Below are 17,401 nucleotides of genomic sequence, written 5' to 3' on the forward strand. Positions count from 1 at the left end.
TGACTGCATTAAACGCCACTACAAGGCCATTATCCATGGTCCGTTAGTCGTGGGTCTGTGGCAGGTCAATGGAACGACGTGAAATATCGCAGACGAGCAAAAGCAAAGATCGCAGCCTTCAGCCGCTCCATATAGGAGCTGCCGAAGGCTGCGATCTTTTCAGGACGCCCGCAAATGGCGGGTCGTCTCAGGAATCAAGCCTGACGCTGGTGCTTGTCGATCTGCTCGTGACGCTCTTGAGCTTCGATGCAGTACTTGGTGGTCGGGCTGATCAGCAGGCGTTTCAGGCCAATGGCCTCGCCGCTGTCGTCGCACCAGCCAAAGCTGTCTTCCTTGATGCGCTCAAGGGCTTGTTCCAGTTGCGGCAACATACGCTGGTCGCGATCGATCGCGTTTACCAGCCAGGTGCGCTCTTCTTCAACCGATGCCGCATCTGCCGGGTCAGCCGGGGTGTCCAGGCTTTCAATGGCGATACGGTTCTGCTCAATGCGCTCGTGGGTTTCGACTTTCATGTTCTGCAACAGCGCGCTGAAAAAAGCGTGTTGCTCGGCATTCATGTAGTCATCTGCCGGCATGGCCAGCAACTTGTCCTTTGTCATTGATATCTCTATAAAAAAACGTGCATTAAGGCGAATAAGGGAGCGTTCCGGTAAACCGTCTTCGGTCATCGGAAAGGCATCGTTTATGGCAAACGCCACCCGGCACTCAATTTACGAGGGGCGGCAGTCTAAGGCCGACTTGAGGCCTCAGCAACTGGAAATCCAGCAAATTTGTCCGACAAAGCCCGGAAACTGCTCTGATACAGGCTTCACGGCGATTATCGGAGTGCGTTTATAGCAAGAAATTCAGTCGAGCGGATGTATATAGAAGACAAACGGCTGCGCCACACCGGTCGGGTGTGGCGCATTTTCGTGATTTTCAGGGTTTCAGCGCTTGAGTTTACGCTTGTTGCGGTACTGGTCGATGACCACTGCCACCACGATGATCAGGCCTTTTATGATGTCCTGAATGTAGGCATCGACGCCGACGAAGGTGAACCCGCTGGCCATCACCCCGAGAATCAGTGCACCGATCACCGTCCCGGTAATCCGCCCGACACCGCCGGCCAGACTGGTACCGCCAATCACCGCGGCGGCAATCGCATCCAGTTCGTAGGACATGCCCATCCCGGCTTGCCCCGTCGCAGCCCGGGCCGATGCGACGACGCCAGCCAGTCCCGCCAGCAGACCGGCGATGCTGTAGACGATCACCAGATGGCGTTTGACGTTAATCCCCGAGGTGCGCGCCGCCTGCATGTTGCCGCCGATGGCGTAGGTGTACTTGCCGTACTTGGTGTAGCGCAATGCGATATGAAAAATCACCGCGACCACCAGGAAGATGACCACCGGCATCGCCCCATGACCAATCGCGGTGTACGAGTCGGAGAGCATGCTGACCGGCTGACCTTCGGTGTAGTAACGCGCCAGACCGCGCGCCGAAACCATCATGCCGAGGGTGGCAATGAACGGGGGAATCCCGGTAATGGCGATGATGCTGCCGTTGATCGCCCCCGCCAGCAGCCCGACCCCGAGCCCGGCGATCACCGGAATCCACACCGGCAAGTCAGTCAGCGAAGGAAACACCGCCCGGGCGAAATCCGAGGTCTGCGCCAGACTGGCGGCAATCATCGCCGACAGCGCCAGCACCGAACCGGATGATAAGTCGATCCCGGTGGTGATGATCACCTGGGTCACGCCGATAGCCAGCAGGCCGATCACCGACACTTGCAGGATCATCAGCACCAGACGCTGGGAGTTCATCAGGAAGCTCTGGTCGCGGACGATCCAGCCGAATACTTCGAAGACCAGACCGATACCGATCAGCACCAGAAAAATGCTCAGTTCGGTTGGAAAGCGCCGACGACTCTTGGTCGGTGCCGTTGCAGGCTTGTTTTCCAGTATCGCGTTCATAACCACTCACCCTTCTATCGCACCGCCAGTGCCGGCCACAGCCAACACCGGCATCAATTAGTGAACCACGGACATGCCCGAGGCCAGTTGCATCACCCGTTCCTGGGTGGCTTCGTCGCGGCTGAGGGTGCCCATCAGGTCGCCCTCGTGCATCACCATCACCCGGTCGCTCATGCCGAGCACTTCCGGCAACTCCGAAGAAATCATGATCACCGCCATGCCTTCGCTGGCGAGCAAGGAGATCAGCCGATAGATCTCGGCCTTGGCGCCGACATCGATGCCACGGGTCGGTTCGTCGAGAATCAGAATTCGTGGATTGGTCATCAGCCAGCGGGCGAGCAAGGCTTTCTGCTGATTGCCGCCAGACAGGGTGTCGATGCACTGCTCCAGCGAAGGAGTTTTCACCCGCAGCTTCTTGCACATGTCTTCGCACAGCGCGCGCAGGGCTTTCTGCTGGATGAAACCGTGACCGGCGTAATGCGGCAATACGGCCATTTCCATGTTTTCCAGCACCGACAGGCACGGGAACAGGCCACTGAGCTTGCGATCCTCGGTCAACAGCGCGAAACCCTTCTCGATGGCCATGTGCGGATCGGTGATGCGCACCACTTGGCCATCGAGGCGGATTTCACCGCTGTCGCTAGGAGTGATGCCAAAAATGGTTTCGGCGACGTTGGTGCGGCCCGAGCCCATCAGCCCGGCGATGCCGAGAATCTCCCCGGCGTGCAGATCGAACGACACACCCTGAAATATGCCGTCGAGTTTCAGATCGCGAACCGACATCAGCAGATCGCCAATCGGCTTCTCGCGCACCGGGAACAACTGGCTCAGTTCGCGTCCGACCATCATAGAAATCAGGCTGTCGCCGTCCATGCTGTCGGCGCGTTGCAGACCGATGTAAGCGCCGTCGCGGAACACCGCCACTTCATCGGCGATGGCGAACACTTCGTTCATTTTGTGGGTGATGTAGATGATGCCTTTACCTTGGCGTTTGAGGTCGGCAATGATCGAGAACAGGTGCGCGACTTCCTTTTCGGTGATCGCCGAGGTCGGCTCATCCATGATCAGAATGTCGGAGTCGTAGGACACCGCTTTGGCGATCTCGACCATCTGCCGTTCGGCGATGCTCAGGTTGCCGACCTGCTCCTCGGGATCGAGGTTGATGCGCAAGCGCTCCAGCAGTTGCGCGGTGCAACGGTGCATGGCGCGGTGGTCGATCATGTGCAGGCCGTTGAGCTGCTCGCGGCCAATCCAGATGTTCTCGGCGATGCTCATGTGCGGCATCAGGTTGAGTTCCTGGTGGATCATTGCGATCCCCGCCTGAAGTGCCGCCAGCGGCGTTTCGAAAACCACCGGCTTGCCCCGCAGGCGCAGCTCGCCAGCATCGGGCTGGTAGATGCCTGCGATGATTTTCATCAACGTCGACTTGCCCGCGCCGTTCTCGCCCATCAGCGCCAGTACGGAACCCGGACGCACACGCAGTTGCACATCGGACAAAGCCACCACACCGGGAAAACCCTTGCTGATGTTGGTGATCTCCAGCAGGTACGGCTCATCGACAGGTGTTGCAGTTGGCTGGATATCCAGCAACGAGGTGCTCGAAGCGGTCGCTGAAGCGAACATGTTCAGGTACTCCATCAGCAAGGTCGCGGCAGCAACCCTGCAGGATTATTGTTGTTATTGAACCGACGTATTACTTGAAGGTATCGACGTTTTCCGGGGTGATCAGGCGATAAGGTACCCAGACGTTCTGTTCAACCGCCTCGTTCCTGGCCATTTTCACTGCGGTGTCGATGGAGCCGTCTGCCTGACCTTTGGCGTCCTGGAACACCGAGACCGCCATGTTGCCTTTCTTGATTGCGTTCAAGCCGTCCGGCGTGCCGTCGACACCCGCAATCAACACACTGCCCTTCTCGACGCCGGCCTGTTGCAGGGCCATGGCGGCACCGATGGCCATTTCGTCATTGTTGGAAACCACAGCGTCGAACTTGCGACCCTGGGTCAGCCAGTCGTTGACCAGCGTCATGCCTTTATCCCGCAGCCAGATGCCGGTCTGCTCCTGTTCGATCTTGATGTTCGGGTATTTGGCCAGCACCTCTTTGACGCCTTTGGTGCGGTTGGTGGTGGAGTTGTTGGCGAGGTCGCCGAGCAGAATCACGATTTCGCCCTTGCCGCCGAGTTTTTCGGCAAGGTACTGCATCTGCATTTTGCCGGCCTCAAGGTCGTCGGAGGCTACGGTGACCACACCTTTTGGCAGTTTGAGGTCATCCGGGCGACGGTTGACGTAGACCAGCGGGATGCCGGCTTTTACGGCGGCTTCGGTGATTTTCCGGGTGGCGGCAGTGTCCACCGGGTTGACCACGATGGCATCGACTTTCTGGCTGATGAAGCTTTCGACCTGGCTCAACTGCTTGACCACGTCACTGCGGGCGTCTTCGAATTGCAGTTGCACACCATCGGGATAGGACTTGGCTTTCTTGTCCATGGATTCACGCAGGTAGGTCAGCCAAGTGTCGTCGAACTGGGACATGCTGACGCCGATCTTCATATCGGCAAGGGCAGCGCCGCTGACAAACATCAAGGACAGGGCCAGCGAGGCAAAACGCAGATGGGTCTTCATGAACTGTCTTTCTCCACATTTCTTGTTGGTTTTATGGATCAGTCGTGACGATTTCTGTAGGCAAAATTGACTCTATTGGAATTTATTTTCCATATCAACTCATTTTAGAATTTTATTCTAAATTTATTCCATGGCTTCCAATCGGGCTCAGTTCGACCACCTGACGTTGCTTGAAGCTCTGCCGCGCAGCGTCCAGAACCAGGGTGGTCGCCAGTGCATCATGGGCCTCGACCGGCAATGGGCCGCCAGTCTGTAACGCGGTTTGTAGCTGCAGATAGAACTGTTGCCAGCAACCCCGCTCCGACGGCACGCGCTCGCGTTCGTCAGCGTGTTCAAACCAGCCCCAGCGGCGATGTTCCTCAACGCCCCAACGTTCACCCTCGGTTTTTGGCGAGAGCCCTGCCAGCGCCTGAGCCTCTTGCCCGTCGAGGCCATCAACGCTGTAGCAACCCTGGGTTCCGGTGACGCGAAAGCGCGGGCCGGGCGTGCTTTGCAGGCAACTGCCGCCGAGGTGCGAGACGACCCCGTTGGCGTGGGTCAGAGAGACAAAAAAACCGTTGTCGTAGGTCTGGTCTTTGTCCTGGTAGTCCAGCTCGGCATACACCTGCCTGACAGGGCCGAACAGCAACAACGCCTGATCAACCAGATGACTACCCAGATCGCGCAGAAAACCGCCTCCGCTGCCGTTGTTCACCGACTGCGGCGAGTAACGCTCGACCCGTGATTCGAAACGCGTGACCTGCCCCAGCGCGCCCGACTCGATGAGTTTGCGCACGGTGAGAAAGTCCGAATCCCAGCGTCGATTCTGATAAACACTGAGCCGCACGCCTTGGCGCTCGGCCATGGTGATCAGGGTTTGTGCCTGTTGCGCATCGGCGGCGAAGGGTTTGTCACTGACCACCATCACCCCATGCTCAAGACCATCGAGCACCAGCGCCGGACGGCCCTTCAGCGGCGTGGAGATCACCAACACATCGACGCCGGCCTCGACCAGTTGGCCAATGCTGTCGAACGCCGCTACGCCGGGGTATTCAGCGGCCAGCAATTGTCGGCGCTCCGGGGAGCGAGTGACCACACCGGCAAACGTCGCGCCGGGCAGACTGCTGAGCAGCGGCGCATGAAAAAACCGGCCGCCATGGCCGTAACCGACAAGTCCGATACGCATGATTCGACTCCTTCTTATTGTTCTGTGAGCCGCTTGTTGGATAAATGCGGCTTTTGTGGGAGCTAGCCTGCTCGCGATAGCGATGTGTCAGGCGACATCGATATTGGCTGTACTGACGCCTTCGCGAGCAAGCTCGCTCCCACAGGTATTGCGTGCAGGATCAGCGGCAGAGTTCGCTTTTGACCCGTTCGAGCATCATCCGGTTGGACTCATCCGGCCGGTCTTCCCAGGCGAACACCGAGACCGTGGCGATGCCGTCGAACTTGATCTCGCGCAAGGTGCTGAAGAACGCCTCCCAATCGACTTCACCCTGGCCGATGTCCAGATGCTGATGCACGGTGGCAGTCACGCCCGGCGGATTGACGATGTAGCGCAACCCCGACGAGGCCTTGTGGTTGTAGGTGTCGGCGATGATCAAGTGGCTGAGTTTCGACCCGGCGTACTTGAGCATCGAGGCAATGTCACCAACGCCGTCGTCATAGAAAAACGTGTGCGGTGCGGCGTAGAGGTAGTTGATCCAGTCGCGATCAAGCCCGCGAATGATGTCCACCGACTCGTTGTTGCGCTCGCAGAAGTCGTACGGGTGCGCCTGAATGTCGAGCTTGATGCCTTCGCGTTCGAACTCGGGCATCAACTCATCCATCGAGCGCATGAACTGGTTTTCGCACACCAGCGGGTTGTCCGACTGACCGGTGAATTCGGTGTTGACCAGCTCGCAGTCCATTTCCACGGCAATCTGGATCGCCCGTTTCCAGTTGCGCACGGCGGCCACACGCAGGCCTTCGTCGGCGGCGGCCCAGTGGTACATCGGTAATAAGGAAGAAAGTTTGACCCCGGTGTCGCTCAAGGCTTTGCGAAACTCCTTGATCCGCGCCTTGTCGACGCGCGGGGCTTTGTAGAACGGCAGAAAGTCTTCGCGGGGCGAGAGCTCGATGTGTTCGTAACCGAGCTCGGCAACCTTGTCGACCATCTTGCCGAGGGACAGATTGCGGTACATGTAGGGATCTAGTGCGATGCGCATGTTCTTGTTCTCCTGCACCACGTCCCCTGTGGGAGCGAGCTTGCTCGCGAAAGCGGTGTGTCATTCAACATCGGTGGCTCCTGAACCACCGAATTCGCGAGCAAGCACGCTCCCACAAGGGGATTGGGTTATCCGTAAAAGTGTGGGCGGTCAGGCAGGGTTACTTTTACTATCTGACCGTTGTTCTGGGCTTCAATGCACGCGTCGGCAGCAACGGCAGCGGCGAAACCGTCCCATGCCGATGGGCCACCGACCTGCCCTGCGCGCACGCTATCGATGAACGCCTGCAACTCGACGTCATAGGCGCCGATGAAGCGATCCTTCCAGTCCATCAGAATCGCGTTCGACAGCTTGGCGCCGCTGCGCATTTGCACTTGCTGCGGCTCCGGCAGTTTCGCGATGCCGGTCTCCCCCACCACTTCGCACTGAATGTCGTAGCCATACTGGCAATTGACGAAAACCTCGACATCGATGCGCGTGCCCTTGGCGGTTTCCAGCAGGACGATCTGCGGGTCTTTCAAATGCGCCAGCGCCTTGCTCGACTTGCGCGGGAACACCACTTGCACCGACACGTAATCGTCGTCGAGCAACCAGCGCAGCACATCCAGCTCATGGATCAGCGTGTCGGTGATTGCCATGTCGGTCTTGTAGTTTTCGCCCACGCTCGGGTTGCGGTGCGCGCAGTGCAGCATCAACGGCTCGCCGATCTGGCCACTGTCGATCACCGCTTTCAGCGCACGATAACCTTCATCGTACGGACGCATGAAACCGACCTGCACCAGACGCTTGCCGTGGGCGACTTCCGCCTCGACGATCTTGCGGCAACCTTCGGCGGTGACTGCCAGCGGCTTCTCACAGAACACCGGTTTGCCCGCGGCAATCGCTGCCAGCACAAACTCTTCGTGGCTCGGGCCCCAGGAGGTGACGAGGATCGCCTCGACCTCTGGCGCCTTGATCAGCGCGTGACCGTCCGGGTAAACCTCGGCCGTCAGCTTCAGATCGGCAACAACCTTGGCAGCCTGCTGCAAATTGATGTCGGTGACGGCGACGACCTGACTATTAAGCAAAGTCTGGCTGCAACGACGGATGTGATCCTGGCCGATGGCCCCGGTACCGATAACGCCAAGCTTCAAAGACATGAACATTCTCCATTTCGGGTTTCAGGACAATCAGTACTGGCGGGCCTTGGCCAACCGTTCATTAAGGGTTTTCGCGACTGCATCGGTGCGGGCACTGGTGGACACTTGCGCCACACCGACCCGCCACCACGACAAGTATTTGTGGATCATCGTTTTGGGTAGAACCTTGATATCGATCAGGGTCGACACCGTCTGCAAACGCGCATCGGCCAGCGCCGCCTGCAACTCTGCAACCGTGTTCACCTTGTAGGTCTTGCAGCCGTAGGCCGCCGCGCTCATGGCGAAATCCACCGGGACAAAACCGCCATCGAGCTTACCGGTCTCGGGGTTACGGAAGCGGAACTCGGTGCCGAAGCTGTCCATACCGTGTTCCATTTGCAGGTTGTTGATGCAGCCGAAAGTCATGTTGTCCAGCAGCACCACGTTGATCTTGCGGCGCTCCTGAATCGAGGTCGCCAGCTCTGAGTGCAGCATCATGTAAGAGCCGTCGCCGACCAGCGCATAGACCTCGCGATCCGGCTCGGCGAGCTTGACGCCCAGCGCCGCGTTGACCTCGTAGCCCATGCACGAATAGCCGTACTCGACGTGATAGGTGTTGACGCCCTTGCTGCGCCAACTGCGCTGCAAATCACCGGGCAGGCTGCCAGCGGCGGCGACGATCAGCGCATCATCGGCCAGGGTTTCGTTGAGTACGCCGAGCACACGACTCTGGGTCAGGCATGAACCGGTCAGCTCGATGAATTCGCGCAGTACCGCCGGGTCCATGTGATCGTTGATTTCCGGGACGAAATCCTGAGTCTGGTATTCGGCCTGATAAATCCGGTCAACCTCTGCGTCCAGCTGCGCCTTGGCCTCACGCGGCTGATCGCCCCACTCGGCGCGGTAGTCGCCGAGGATGTTGCTCAGGGCCTCCAAAGCGGTTTTCGCGTCGGCCAGCAGCTGCACGCCGTCGAGTTTCAGCGCATCGCACGGGCTGATATTGAGGTTGAGGAATTGCACGTCCGGATGCTTGAACAACGATTTCGACGCGGTGGTGAAATCGCTGTAGCGAGTGCCGACACCAATGATCAGATCCGCCTCGGGCGCCAGCAGATTCGCGGCCAGACAACCGGTTTCGCCGATGCCGCCGAGGTTCAGGGGATGGCTGGAAACCACCGCACTCTTGCCCGCCTGAGTTTCAGCGAACGGAATACCGAAGCGTTCGGCGAACGCCTGCAACGCGGCATTGGCGCCGGAATACTTCACCCCACCGCCGCAGATCAGCAACGGTTTACGCTTGCCTTTGATCAGTGCCAGCGCATCGCCGAGCATCGCTTCGGTGGCCGGTCGGCGCTCGATGCGGTGCACGCGTTTTTGCAGGAAGTAATCCGGGTAATCGTAGGCTTCGGCCTGCACGTCTTGCGGCAGCGCCAAAGTCACAGCGCCGGTTTCGGCAGGATCGGTGAGCACGCGCATGGCGTGGATCGCAGCGGTCATCAACTGCTCGGGGCGGTTGATCCGGTCCCAGTATTTGCTCACGGCTTTGAAGGCGTCGTTGGTGCTGATGCTCAGGTCGTGGAACTGCTCGATCTGTTGCAGCACCGGGTCCGGTTGGCGGCTGGCGTAGACATCACCGGGCAACAACAGCAACGGGATGCGATTGGCCGTCGCGGTGGCCGCTGCTGTAATCATGTTCGCCGCACCCGGACCTACCGACGAGGAGCAAGCGTAGATCTTGCGGCGCAGATGCTGTTTGGCGAAACCGATGGCGGCGTGGGCCATGCCCTGCTCGTTACGGCCCTGATGGACGATCAGGTCGCCGCTGTCCTGCTCCAGCGCCTGACCGAGGCCGAGCACATTGCCGTGACCGAAAATCGTGAAGATCCCGGCAACAAACTTGCTCTGCACGCCATCGACTTCGATGTACTGGTTATCGAGAAATTTCACCAGGGCCTGGGCCATGGTCAGTCTTGTTGTGGTCATATCCGATCCTTCAATACACGAAGAAACCATTGTGGGAGCGAGCTTGCTCGCGAAAGCGGTGCAACTGGCGGCATCTTTGCTGCATGTGCTGCCGTCATCGCGAGCAGGCTCGCTCCCACAGGTTTTTTGTCAGGTCAGGGAGTTTTTCAGGTGAGCCATGCTGGCGCTGATGGCTTGTTCGATATCCGGCAAACCATGGACGCTGTCGGCGAACGGTTCGAATGACAGATAGCCGCTGTAACCCGTGCTCAGCAGCGTGTCGATCTGCGCCGCGTTACCGAGAATGTCGCCCTCGCCCACCAACACCCGATGGCCGTCACGAATGCTCGCCAGCGGCGCCTCGGCATCCTCGACGCCGGAGATGTGCACCAACCCGGTCAGTTCAGGGAAAAACTCATGCTCACTGGCGAGGTGATGGTGAAAGGTGTCATGCACCAGTCGGAACACATCCAGCCCGCCAATCGCCTGGATCGCGTCTACCGCCGTACGCTTGCGCCGCAGCGAGCATTCTTCAAAACCCAAAGGCTCGATGAAGCCGAGAATCCCGTACTCGCGAAGGATCGGCGCCAACCCGGTCAACGCCGTGCGCAGGCCAACGGCGCGTTGCGCTTGAGTACGCACGTCACCAGTGTCGTTCAGCGGACACATGACCAAACCCTGCGCCCCGCAATCCCGGGCATACGCGGCGAGTTTGGTGGCTTGGGCACGACGCTCGTCATTCCACACATCGAACGGGTACAGCGCGTTGATCGACAACACACTGATGCCTTTCGCCGCACACAACTCACGAACCGTTTGCGGGGCAGTGCCGTCCTCGATTTCAACGCCTTTTAGGTCGTTGCGAATCTCGATGGCGTCGGCCTTGAGGCTTACCGCCAGATCAATGAACTCGGGCAGGGAAAGTCGTGGGGCGACCATCCGATTAAGAGCAAAACGCAGGGGCTGAGTCATTCTTGTTGTTCTCCGCACAGACGAATTATTTGGCAGTCGGCATGCTGAATTCAGGGCCTTTGGCGATACTGTCGGGCCAGCGTTGCATCACGCTTTTGTAGCGACTGTAGAAACGCACGCCTTCTTCACCGTAGGCGTGGTGATCGCCGAACAACGAGCGCTTCCAGCCACCAAAGGAGTGCCAGGCCATCGGCACCGGAATCGGCACGTTGATACCGACCATGCCGACCTTGATAGTGCGAGCAAACGCCCGGGCAATGCCGCCGTCGCTGGTGAAACACGACACACCGTTACCGAACTCATGGGCGTTGATCAACGCCACGGCACTGGCGAAATCCGCTACGCGGACGATGCCCAGCACCGGGCCGAAAATCTCTTGCTTATAGATGCTCATCTCGGTGCTGACCTGATCGAACAGCGTCGCACCAACGAAGAAACCACCCTCGGCGCCCGGCACCTTGAAACCCCGGCCATCAACCAGCAGTTGCGCGCCCTGAGCCACACCTTCGCTGATAAATCCTTCAACTTTGGCTTTATGTTCAGCGGTCACCAACGGACCCATTTCACTGTCGCCCTGCAGACCGTTGCCGACCTTGAGCTGGTCGATGCGCGGCAACAGTTTGGCAATCAAACGGTCACCGACATCGCCGACCGCCACGGCAATCGAAATCGCCATGCAACGTTCACCGGCCGAGCCGTAAGCCGCGCCGATCAACGCATCGGCGGCCTGATCAAGATCGGCATCAGGCATGACGATCATGTGATTTTTCGCCCCGCCCAGCGCCTGTACACGCTTGCCGCGTGAAGTGGCTTGCTGGTGGATGTACTCGGCAATCGGCGTCGAACCGACAAAGGAAATCGCCTCGACTTCCGGATGCTGCAACAGCGCATCTACCGCAGTCTTGTCGCCCTGCACCACGTTGAACACGCCGTCCGGCAGCCCGGCCTCGGTCAGCAGACGCGCCATCAGCAAACTCGCCGACGGATCACGCTCCGAAGGTTTGAGGATGAAACAGTTACCGGTAGCCAGCGCCAGCGGAATCATCCACAGCGGCACCATCACCGGGAAGTTGAACGGCGTAACGCCTGCGCATACGCCCAACGGCTGGCGCAGGTTCCAGTTGTCGATGCCGCCGCCGATGTTGTCGCTGAATTCAGTCTTGAGCAGGTTTGGCGCACCACAGGCGTACTCGACGATTTCGATGCCGCGCGTGACCTCACCCTTGGCGTCGGACAGCACTTTGCCGTGCTCGCGGGTGATGATTTCCGCCAGCTCGTTGTGATGGCGGTCGAGCAATTCCTTGAACTTGAACATCACCCGCGAACGGCGCAGGGACGATTGCTCCGACCACGCCGGGAAGGCTTTCAGCGCGGACGCGACAGCCTCTTCCACGGTCTTGACGCTGGCCAGCGCCACTTGCGCCTGCACCACACCGGTGGCCGGGTTGAACACATTGCTGAACCGCTCGCCGCTGTCCTGCACCTGACCATCGATGTAGTGGCCGATTACCGGGGCATTGCTCATTGTTGTCGCGCTCCGTTCAAAACGTGGGAAGTCAGAGATCCAGCAGCCAGCTGTGCTGCGGGTCGTTATGGAACTGCCAGACACGTTTCGGCCCGGCCATGACATTCAGGTAATAAGACTCGTAGCCGTACGGCACGCTGACCGGGTGATAACCCTTGGGCACCACCACCAGATCGCTGTTTTCCACGGCCATGGCCTGATCGATACTGCGGTCGTCGGTATACACGCGCTGGAAGACAAAACCCTGCGGCGGATTGATCTGGTGGTAATAGGTTTCTTCGAGAAAGCTCTGGTGCGGCAAGTCATCGGTGTCGTGCTTGTGCGGCGGGTAACTCGACGAATGCCCGGACGGCGTGCGCACTTCCACGACGAGCAGCGAATGCGCCGGCTCGCTGTCCGGCAAGATGTCGCAGACGTAACGAGTGTTGGCGCCCTTGCCGCGCACGCTGCGCTTCATTGATTCCGGGCGGATCAGCCGTGGCCCGAGATTGGCGCTGGCCGAACCGGGTGCGGCGCAGACGGCGATTTGCGTGTCACTCAGCGCAATTACTTGCGCCTGACTGCCGGGCGGCAGATAGGCGGCGAACGGTGATTTGTCTTCGAACACCGACTGCCGGTCACCGAGGTTGTCCCACTCGAATCCGCCCTGCCCCGGCGCCTCGCCGCTGATACTGACGCGACCGCTAAGCAGCACCAGGCACAACTCCTGATCGCCCGCCGTCACCGGCAGGGTTTCGCCGAGACTCAGGCGATACGCGGCGAAACCGACGTACTCAAGACGCCCCTTTTCCAGCTCGACCATGGTACGGCCACGGGCCTGACTCTTGACCAGAAGGCTCATCACAACCCCCTTTCGTTGAGCAGTGCGCGCAGGGTGTCGTAGCCCTTTTTCGCGTAGATGTAACTTGGTGCCACCGCCGGGTCCTGCTCGGCCTCGACCACCAGCCAGCCGTGATAATCGGCGGCCACCAGCACATCCAGCAACGCGGCGAAATCGATGTCGCCATCGCCGGGCACGGTGAACGTGCCGTTGATGATGCAATCCGGGAAGCTCCACAGATTGTTGCGCGCCAGTTGCACCACCGGTTTGCGCACGTCCTTGAAATGCACGTGGCAGATGCGTTCGATGTGTTTTTTCAGGACTTGCAACGGCTCGCCACCGCCCATGTAGCAGTGACCGGAATCGAACAGCAAACCGACTTCGCTACCGGTCAGGGCCATGAGTTTGTCGATGTCCGACGGCGATTCGACGTAGGCGCCCATGTGATGGTGATACGCCAGACGCACGCCCCGGGACAGGGTGAAACGCGCCAGTTCAGTGAGCTTGTCGGCGTATGCCTGCCACGCCTGTTCGCTATGAAAGCGTGGCCGTTCGACCAATGGAATGCGCTGACCCTGGATCGAATCGGCGACCTCGCCGTACACCAGAACATTCGCACCGTTCTGCGCCAGCAACTCGACATGGCTGGCGATGCCGTCGATTTCCTCGGCCACCGAACGTGTCGCCAGTCGGCTGGAATACCAGCCCGAAACCAACGCCAGATCGTAAGGCCGCAGCACGTCACCGACGCCTTTGGCATCCTTGGGAAATTTACCGTTGAGCTCAAAACCTGCGTAACCGATTTCCTTGCCCTCACTCAGGGCCGTGCTCAACGGCGTCTCGCCACCGAGGGACGGGAGATCGTCGTTGCTCCAGGAAATCGGGTTAATGCCAATTCGGATTGCGGGCATGGCTGCACCTTTTATTGTTTTCCATCAATCATTGAGTCCGTCACCTTCCAACTGTAGGAGTGAGCCTGCTCGCGATAGCGGTGCATCAGCCAACTCAGATGTTGGAATGTGCCACCGAAATCGCGAGCAGGCTCACTCCTACAGGGGATCGTGTGAATTCTTCAGCTTCGGGCCTTGCGCCAGGCGTCGATCAGTTCGACAAACGTGCCCTGCACCTGGCGGATCAGCGTTTCGTCGTCGATCTCGCCGGCCATCCACGCCCGGCTCGGCTCTTGAAAAATCGTTCGCCCTACCGCAAACCCTCGGCAAGTGCGGCTCGCGCTGGCCTGCTGAAAACCCTCGGCCAGCGCCGCTGCCGGTGCATTCAGGCCCAACAGCACCACGCCACGGCAGTACGGATCACGCTCTTCAATCAGCGCATCCAGTTGCTGCCATTCTTCGGCGCTCTGCGCTTCGATCTTCCACCACGCCGGGTAGATGCCGAGGTTGTACAGACGCTTCAAGGCGCGATAGAGCACGTCCGGGTGAGCCGACGGATGATCCTTCGGCGGCACGACTTCCAGCAGCAACTCATGCCCACTGACCTGCGACGCCTGATACAAACCCTTGAGCTGCGCCTCCTGCTCCAGCCGCAACATTGGCTCGTCGTCAGGATGGAATTGCACCAGACACTTGATGATTTGCTCCTGCGGCCAGGCAATCAGATTGCTGCCAATCGAACGCCCGTGTTCGAACGCCAGTGGCCGCGAGTTCTGCACCTCGACCGGCCGAGCGATCCACCAGCCGCGACCGGTGGCCGCGTTGAGCGAGTCCTGCCCAAAACGCTGATCCGCCAGCAGCCCGACATCCGCCTCGACACCCTGCTCACGCAGATCGGCTTCAACCCGTTCCACCGCTTTTATAAACAGTTGCTTCAAAGCGCAGATACTCGCGAGATCGCGCCCACTCTTCTGCGCCAGTTCCACCAACTGCCAGCGGTGATCGAAGGCAAAAATGAACAGCGGTTTCCACTGTTTGCGCGGCACGCTGACCTGATGCAGGCGCTGCAACGTCACGTCCTGATCCGGCCGGGTGATCGGCACCGGGCTGTTGAATAGATAATCGAGTTCGGCACGGGTCGGCATCGCCGGGGCGCAAGCGTGGCGCGACACCACCAGCCCGCCGCAGGCATTGGCCAACTGGCAGCAACGCTCGTCCGTGGCGTCCTCGATCCAGCCACTGAGGAAGCCCGACATGAAGGCATCGCCGGCGCCCAGCACATTCAGCACCTCGACGCGCACGCCGGGATAGATCGCGCCATCCTCAAGCCGCACCGGAATCACCCCGTGAATCACCGTGCAACCCTGCGGCCCGAGCTTCACCACCAGCGTCGCATTGCTCAAGCGCCGCACATTGCGCAGCGCGGTGAGCAAATCCTCAGCGCCACCGGCAATCAGAAACTCTTCTTCAGTGCCGACGATCAGATCGAAGCGCGGCAGGATCGACTGCACGTGCTGGCTGACATTGCGATCAGCGACAAACCGCGTCTCGCCATCCGCCTTGCCGGCCAAGCCCCACAGCACCGGGCGGTAGTCGATATCGAGCACACGTTTGACGTTATGTTTTTCGGCGTAATCCAGCGCCTGAATGCTCGCCTTGTAGACGGACTCAGTGGAGAAATGCGTGCCGGTGATCAGCAGCGCCTTGCTGGAAGCAATGAACGCCTCGTTGATGTCCTCGGCGCGCAACGCCATGTCGGCGCAATTCTCGCGGTAGAACACCAGGGGAAAGGTTTCGCGATCCTTGAGACCGAGCAGGACCATCGCGGTCAAGCGTTCGGGATCAACCTTGATCTCGCTGACGTCACAACCTTCACGGGCCAGTGACTCCACCAGAAAACGTCCCATATGATCGTCACCGACCCGGCTCAACATCGCCGATTTCAGGCCCAATCGCGCCGTACCGAACGCGATGTTGGCTGACGAGCCACCGAGGTATTTGGCGAAGCTGGAAACGTCCTCAAGCCGCGCCCCGACCTGCTGCGCATAGAGGTCGACGCCAAGGCGCCCGAGGCAAATCAGATCCAATTGACGCTCACTGGCAAAACGAGTCTGGCCCATGCTGGCTCCTGTTATTTTTATCAGCCGTGGTTTTCCCCGATACGTCGAAGAAAACACATTGAGTGGACTCAGACTAAAACGCTCTGGCAGCAATAATCAATATTTATTCCAAATATTTTTTACGTGGAATATTTTTTCCAATACACTTTTGTACGAGCGTTCCAGACGCGGTGCATCGATTCAGCATCGACCGCCGACCGCGCAAGCCAAGATTTTATTAGGGCCTACCCTGTAGACTGCGCACAGCCAACCTATTGTCAGGGCCTGCTGCGCACCAACCCAGGCCTATAAGAACAAGCCAGAAGGATTTTCTATGTCCCGCACCGATCAGCCGGCTACCGACGAGCGCCCCGCCGAAAGCGACCTCGCCAGCCCCCCGATCAATGCCGAGCGTCTGCTGCAGCTGATCACCGAAGAATACGAAGCCCTGCCGCGCCAGCTCAAACGCATCGCCAGCTACATGAGCCAGCAAAGCGACCGGATCATGGTCGACCGCATCAGCGACATCGCCCGCGAGTGCGAAGTGCACCCGTCGGCCATCGTGCGCTTCTCGCAGCGCTTCGGTTTCAGCGGTTTCAGCGAAATGCAGGCGCTGTTCCGCGAGGCCTACACGCACAAAGCCACGCCGGTGCAGAACTACCAGCAACGCATCCGCAGCATGATCGCCAACAAGTCGCAGAAGGCCAGCGCCGGCGACCTCGCCCGCGAATGCGTCGACGCCACCCTCTCCGGCATCGAGCGCCTGGGCCTGGAACTCGACGACGCCGCGTTTGAAAAAGCCGTCGATCTTGTAGTCAACGCCGACAACATTTACGTGGTCGGCGTGCGCCGCTCCTTCGCGGTCGCCGACTACCTCGTCTACAACCTGCAACACACCAACAAACGCATCCACCTGGTCTCCGGCCTCGGCGGCAGCTACCGCGAACAGATGCGCAGCGTGCGCGCCAACGACCTCGTCATCGCGATCAGCTTCACCCCGTACGCCAAGGAAACCCAACACTGCCTGCGCATCGCCCAGCACCATCAGGCAAAAACCCTGATCCTCACCGACAGCAACCTTTCGCCGCTGGCCAAACGCGCCAACACCGTGCTGCTGGTCAACGAAGGCAGCTCGTTCGCGTTCCGCTCGTTGAGTGCGACGCTGTGCTTGTGTCAGGCGTTGTTTATCGCCGTGGCGTATCGGCTGGAGCTGAAGGTGGACGAGATTCACGAACAGGTCGGATTCGACGACTGACAATT

General features: G+C 59.5%; 14 protein-coding genes. 1 reads left to right on the plus strand and 13 read right to left on the minus strand.

Features of this window, described 5'->3' with window-relative positions:
• Positions 1–194: 194 nt before the first annotated feature.
• The 13 genes from ACTWLJ_RS24080 to ACTWLJ_RS24140 form a co-directional block, all read right to left on the minus strand.
• Positions 195–599, minus strand: a complete 405-nt coding sequence (locus ACTWLJ_RS24080; RefSeq protein WP_236485158.1) for a TraR/DksA family transcriptional regulator — start codon at positions 597–599, stop codon at positions 195–197.
• A 327-nt stretch (positions 600–926) separates the two neighbouring features.
• A complete protein-coding gene (locus tag ACTWLJ_RS24085; protein WP_445178741.1) occupies positions 927–1,949 on the minus strand; it encodes an ABC transporter permease in 1,023 nt (340 codons plus the stop codon).
• Between the two features lie 57 nt (positions 1,950–2,006).
• Entirely contained in the window at positions 2,007–3,572 is a 1,566-nt protein-coding gene (locus tag ACTWLJ_RS24090) for a sugar ABC transporter ATP-binding protein (protein ID WP_445178742.1), read from the minus strand.
• Between the two features lie 70 nt (positions 3,573–3,642).
• Positions 3,643–4,569 carry a sugar ABC transporter substrate-binding protein gene (locus ACTWLJ_RS24095; RefSeq protein ID WP_445178743.1) on the minus strand — a complete coding sequence of 309 codons (927 nt, stop codon included), beginning with the start codon at positions 4,567–4,569 and terminating at the stop codon, positions 3,643–3,645.
• Between the two features lie 112 nt (positions 4,570–4,681).
• Complete coding sequence (locus ACTWLJ_RS24100) at positions 4,682–5,734, minus strand: Gfo/Idh/MocA family protein (RefSeq protein WP_445178744.1); 1,053 nt, start codon at positions 5,732–5,734, stop codon at positions 4,682–4,684.
• Positions 5,735–5,894: 160 nt separating this feature from the next.
• Positions 5,895–6,755: a sugar phosphate isomerase/epimerase family protein gene (locus tag ACTWLJ_RS24105; RefSeq protein ID WP_445178745.1), complete on the minus strand. Its 861-nt coding sequence runs from the start codon at positions 6,753–6,755 to the stop codon at positions 5,895–5,897.
• A 128-nt stretch (positions 6,756–6,883) separates the two neighbouring features.
• Positions 6,884–7,894 (minus strand): Gfo/Idh/MocA family protein, encoded by a 1,011-nt coding sequence (locus ACTWLJ_RS24110; protein ID WP_401210301.1) that lies wholly within the window; start codon positions 7,892–7,894, stop codon positions 6,884–6,886.
• A 30-nt stretch (positions 7,895–7,924) separates the two neighbouring features.
• Complete coding sequence (gene iolD, locus ACTWLJ_RS24115) at positions 7,925–9,856, minus strand: 3D-(3,5/4)-trihydroxycyclohexane-1,2-dione acylhydrolase (decyclizing) (protein ID WP_445178746.1); 1,932 nt, start codon at positions 9,854–9,856, stop codon at positions 7,925–7,927.
• A 129-nt stretch (positions 9,857–9,985) separates the two neighbouring features.
• Positions 9,986–10,807, minus strand: coding sequence for a TIM barrel protein (locus ACTWLJ_RS24120; RefSeq protein ID WP_445178747.1), 822 nt, complete (start codon positions 10,805–10,807; stop codon positions 9,986–9,988).
• A gap of 25 nt (positions 10,808–10,832) precedes the next feature.
• The gene (locus ACTWLJ_RS24125) at positions 10,833–12,332 is read right to left on the minus strand and encodes a CoA-acylating methylmalonate-semialdehyde dehydrogenase (protein WP_445178748.1); all 1,500 of its coding nucleotides are present in this window, start codon (positions 12,330–12,332) and stop codon (positions 10,833–10,835) included.
• Between the two features lie 31 nt (positions 12,333–12,363).
• Positions 12,364–13,173 (minus strand): 5-deoxy-glucuronate isomerase, encoded by an 810-nt coding sequence (gene iolB / locus ACTWLJ_RS24130; RefSeq protein ID WP_445178749.1) that lies wholly within the window; start codon positions 13,171–13,173, stop codon positions 12,364–12,366.
• Positions 13,173–14,063, minus strand: coding sequence for a myo-inosose-2 dehydratase (gene iolE / locus ACTWLJ_RS24135; RefSeq protein ID WP_445178750.1), 891 nt, complete (start codon positions 14,061–14,063; stop codon positions 13,173–13,175). The genes iolB and iolE overlap by 1 nt, the downstream gene beginning before the upstream one ends.
• A gap of 161 nt (positions 14,064–14,224) precedes the next feature.
• Positions 14,225–16,162: a bifunctional 5-dehydro-2-deoxygluconokinase/5-dehydro-2-deoxyphosphogluconate aldolase gene (locus tag ACTWLJ_RS24140; protein ID WP_445178751.1), complete on the minus strand. Its 1,938-nt coding sequence runs from the start codon at positions 16,160–16,162 to the stop codon at positions 14,225–14,227.
• Positions 16,163–16,475: 313 nt separating this feature from the next.
• Here ACTWLJ_RS24140 and ACTWLJ_RS24145 point away from each other — a divergent pair, with 313 nt between their 5' ends.
• Positions 16,476–17,396, plus strand: a complete 921-nt coding sequence (locus ACTWLJ_RS24145) for a MurR/RpiR family transcriptional regulator (protein ID WP_401210280.1) — start codon at positions 16,476–16,478, stop codon at positions 17,394–17,396.
• Positions 17,397–17,401 lie beyond the last annotated feature (5 nt).

It is taken from the genome of Pseudomonas sp. McL0111 (assembly GCF_052567255.1).

Excerpts from the sequence above, each read along its gene's own strand:
- ACTWLJ_RS24100 (WP_445178744.1), bottom strand. The coding sequence starts at position 5,734 with ATGCGTATCGGACTTGTCGGTTACGGCCATGGCGGCCGGTTTTTTCAT.
- ACTWLJ_RS24080 (WP_236485158.1), bottom strand. The coding sequence starts at position 599 with ATGACAAAGGACAAGTTGCTGGCCATGCCGGCAGATGACTACATGAAT.
- ACTWLJ_RS24105 (WP_445178745.1), bottom strand. The coding sequence starts at position 6,755 with ATGCGCATCGCACTAGATCCCTACATGTACCGCAATCTGTCCCTCGGC.
- iolE (WP_445178750.1), bottom strand. The coding sequence starts at position 14,063 with ATGCCCGCAATCCGAATTGGCATTAACCCGATTTCCTGGAGCAACGAC.
- iolD (WP_445178746.1), bottom strand. The coding sequence starts at position 9,856 with ATGACCACAACAAGACTGACCATGGCCCAGGCCCTGGTGAAATTTCTC.
- ACTWLJ_RS24140 (WP_445178751.1), bottom strand. The coding sequence starts at position 16,162 with ATGGGCCAGACTCGTTTTGCCAGTGAGCGTCAATTGGATCTGATTTGC.
- ACTWLJ_RS24110 (WP_401210301.1), bottom strand. The coding sequence starts at position 7,894 with ATGTCTTTGAAGCTTGGCGTTATCGGTACCGGGGCCATCGGCCAGGAT.
- ACTWLJ_RS24090 (WP_445178742.1), bottom strand. The coding sequence starts at position 3,572 with ATGTTCGCTTCAGCGACCGCTTCGAGCACCTCGTTGCTGGATATCCAG.
- ACTWLJ_RS24145 (WP_401210280.1), top strand. The coding sequence starts at position 16,476 with ATGTCCCGCACCGATCAGCCGGCTACCGACGAGCGCCCCGCCGAAAGC.
- iolB (WP_445178749.1), bottom strand. The coding sequence starts at position 13,173 with ATGAGCCTTCTGGTCAAGAGTCAGGCCCGTGGCCGTACCATGGTCGAG.
- ACTWLJ_RS24125 (WP_445178748.1), bottom strand. The coding sequence starts at position 12,332 with ATGAGCAATGCCCCGGTAATCGGCCACTACATCGATGGTCAGGTGCAG.
- ACTWLJ_RS24095 (WP_445178743.1), bottom strand. The coding sequence starts at position 4,569 with ATGAAGACCCATCTGCGTTTTGCCTCGCTGGCCCTGTCCTTGATGTTT.
- ACTWLJ_RS24085 (WP_445178741.1), bottom strand. The coding sequence starts at position 1,949 with ATGAACGCGATACTGGAAAACAAGCCTGCAACGGCACCGACCAAGAGT.
- ACTWLJ_RS24120 (WP_445178747.1), bottom strand. The coding sequence starts at position 10,807 with ATGACTCAGCCCCTGCGTTTTGCTCTTAATCGGATGGTCGCCCCACGA.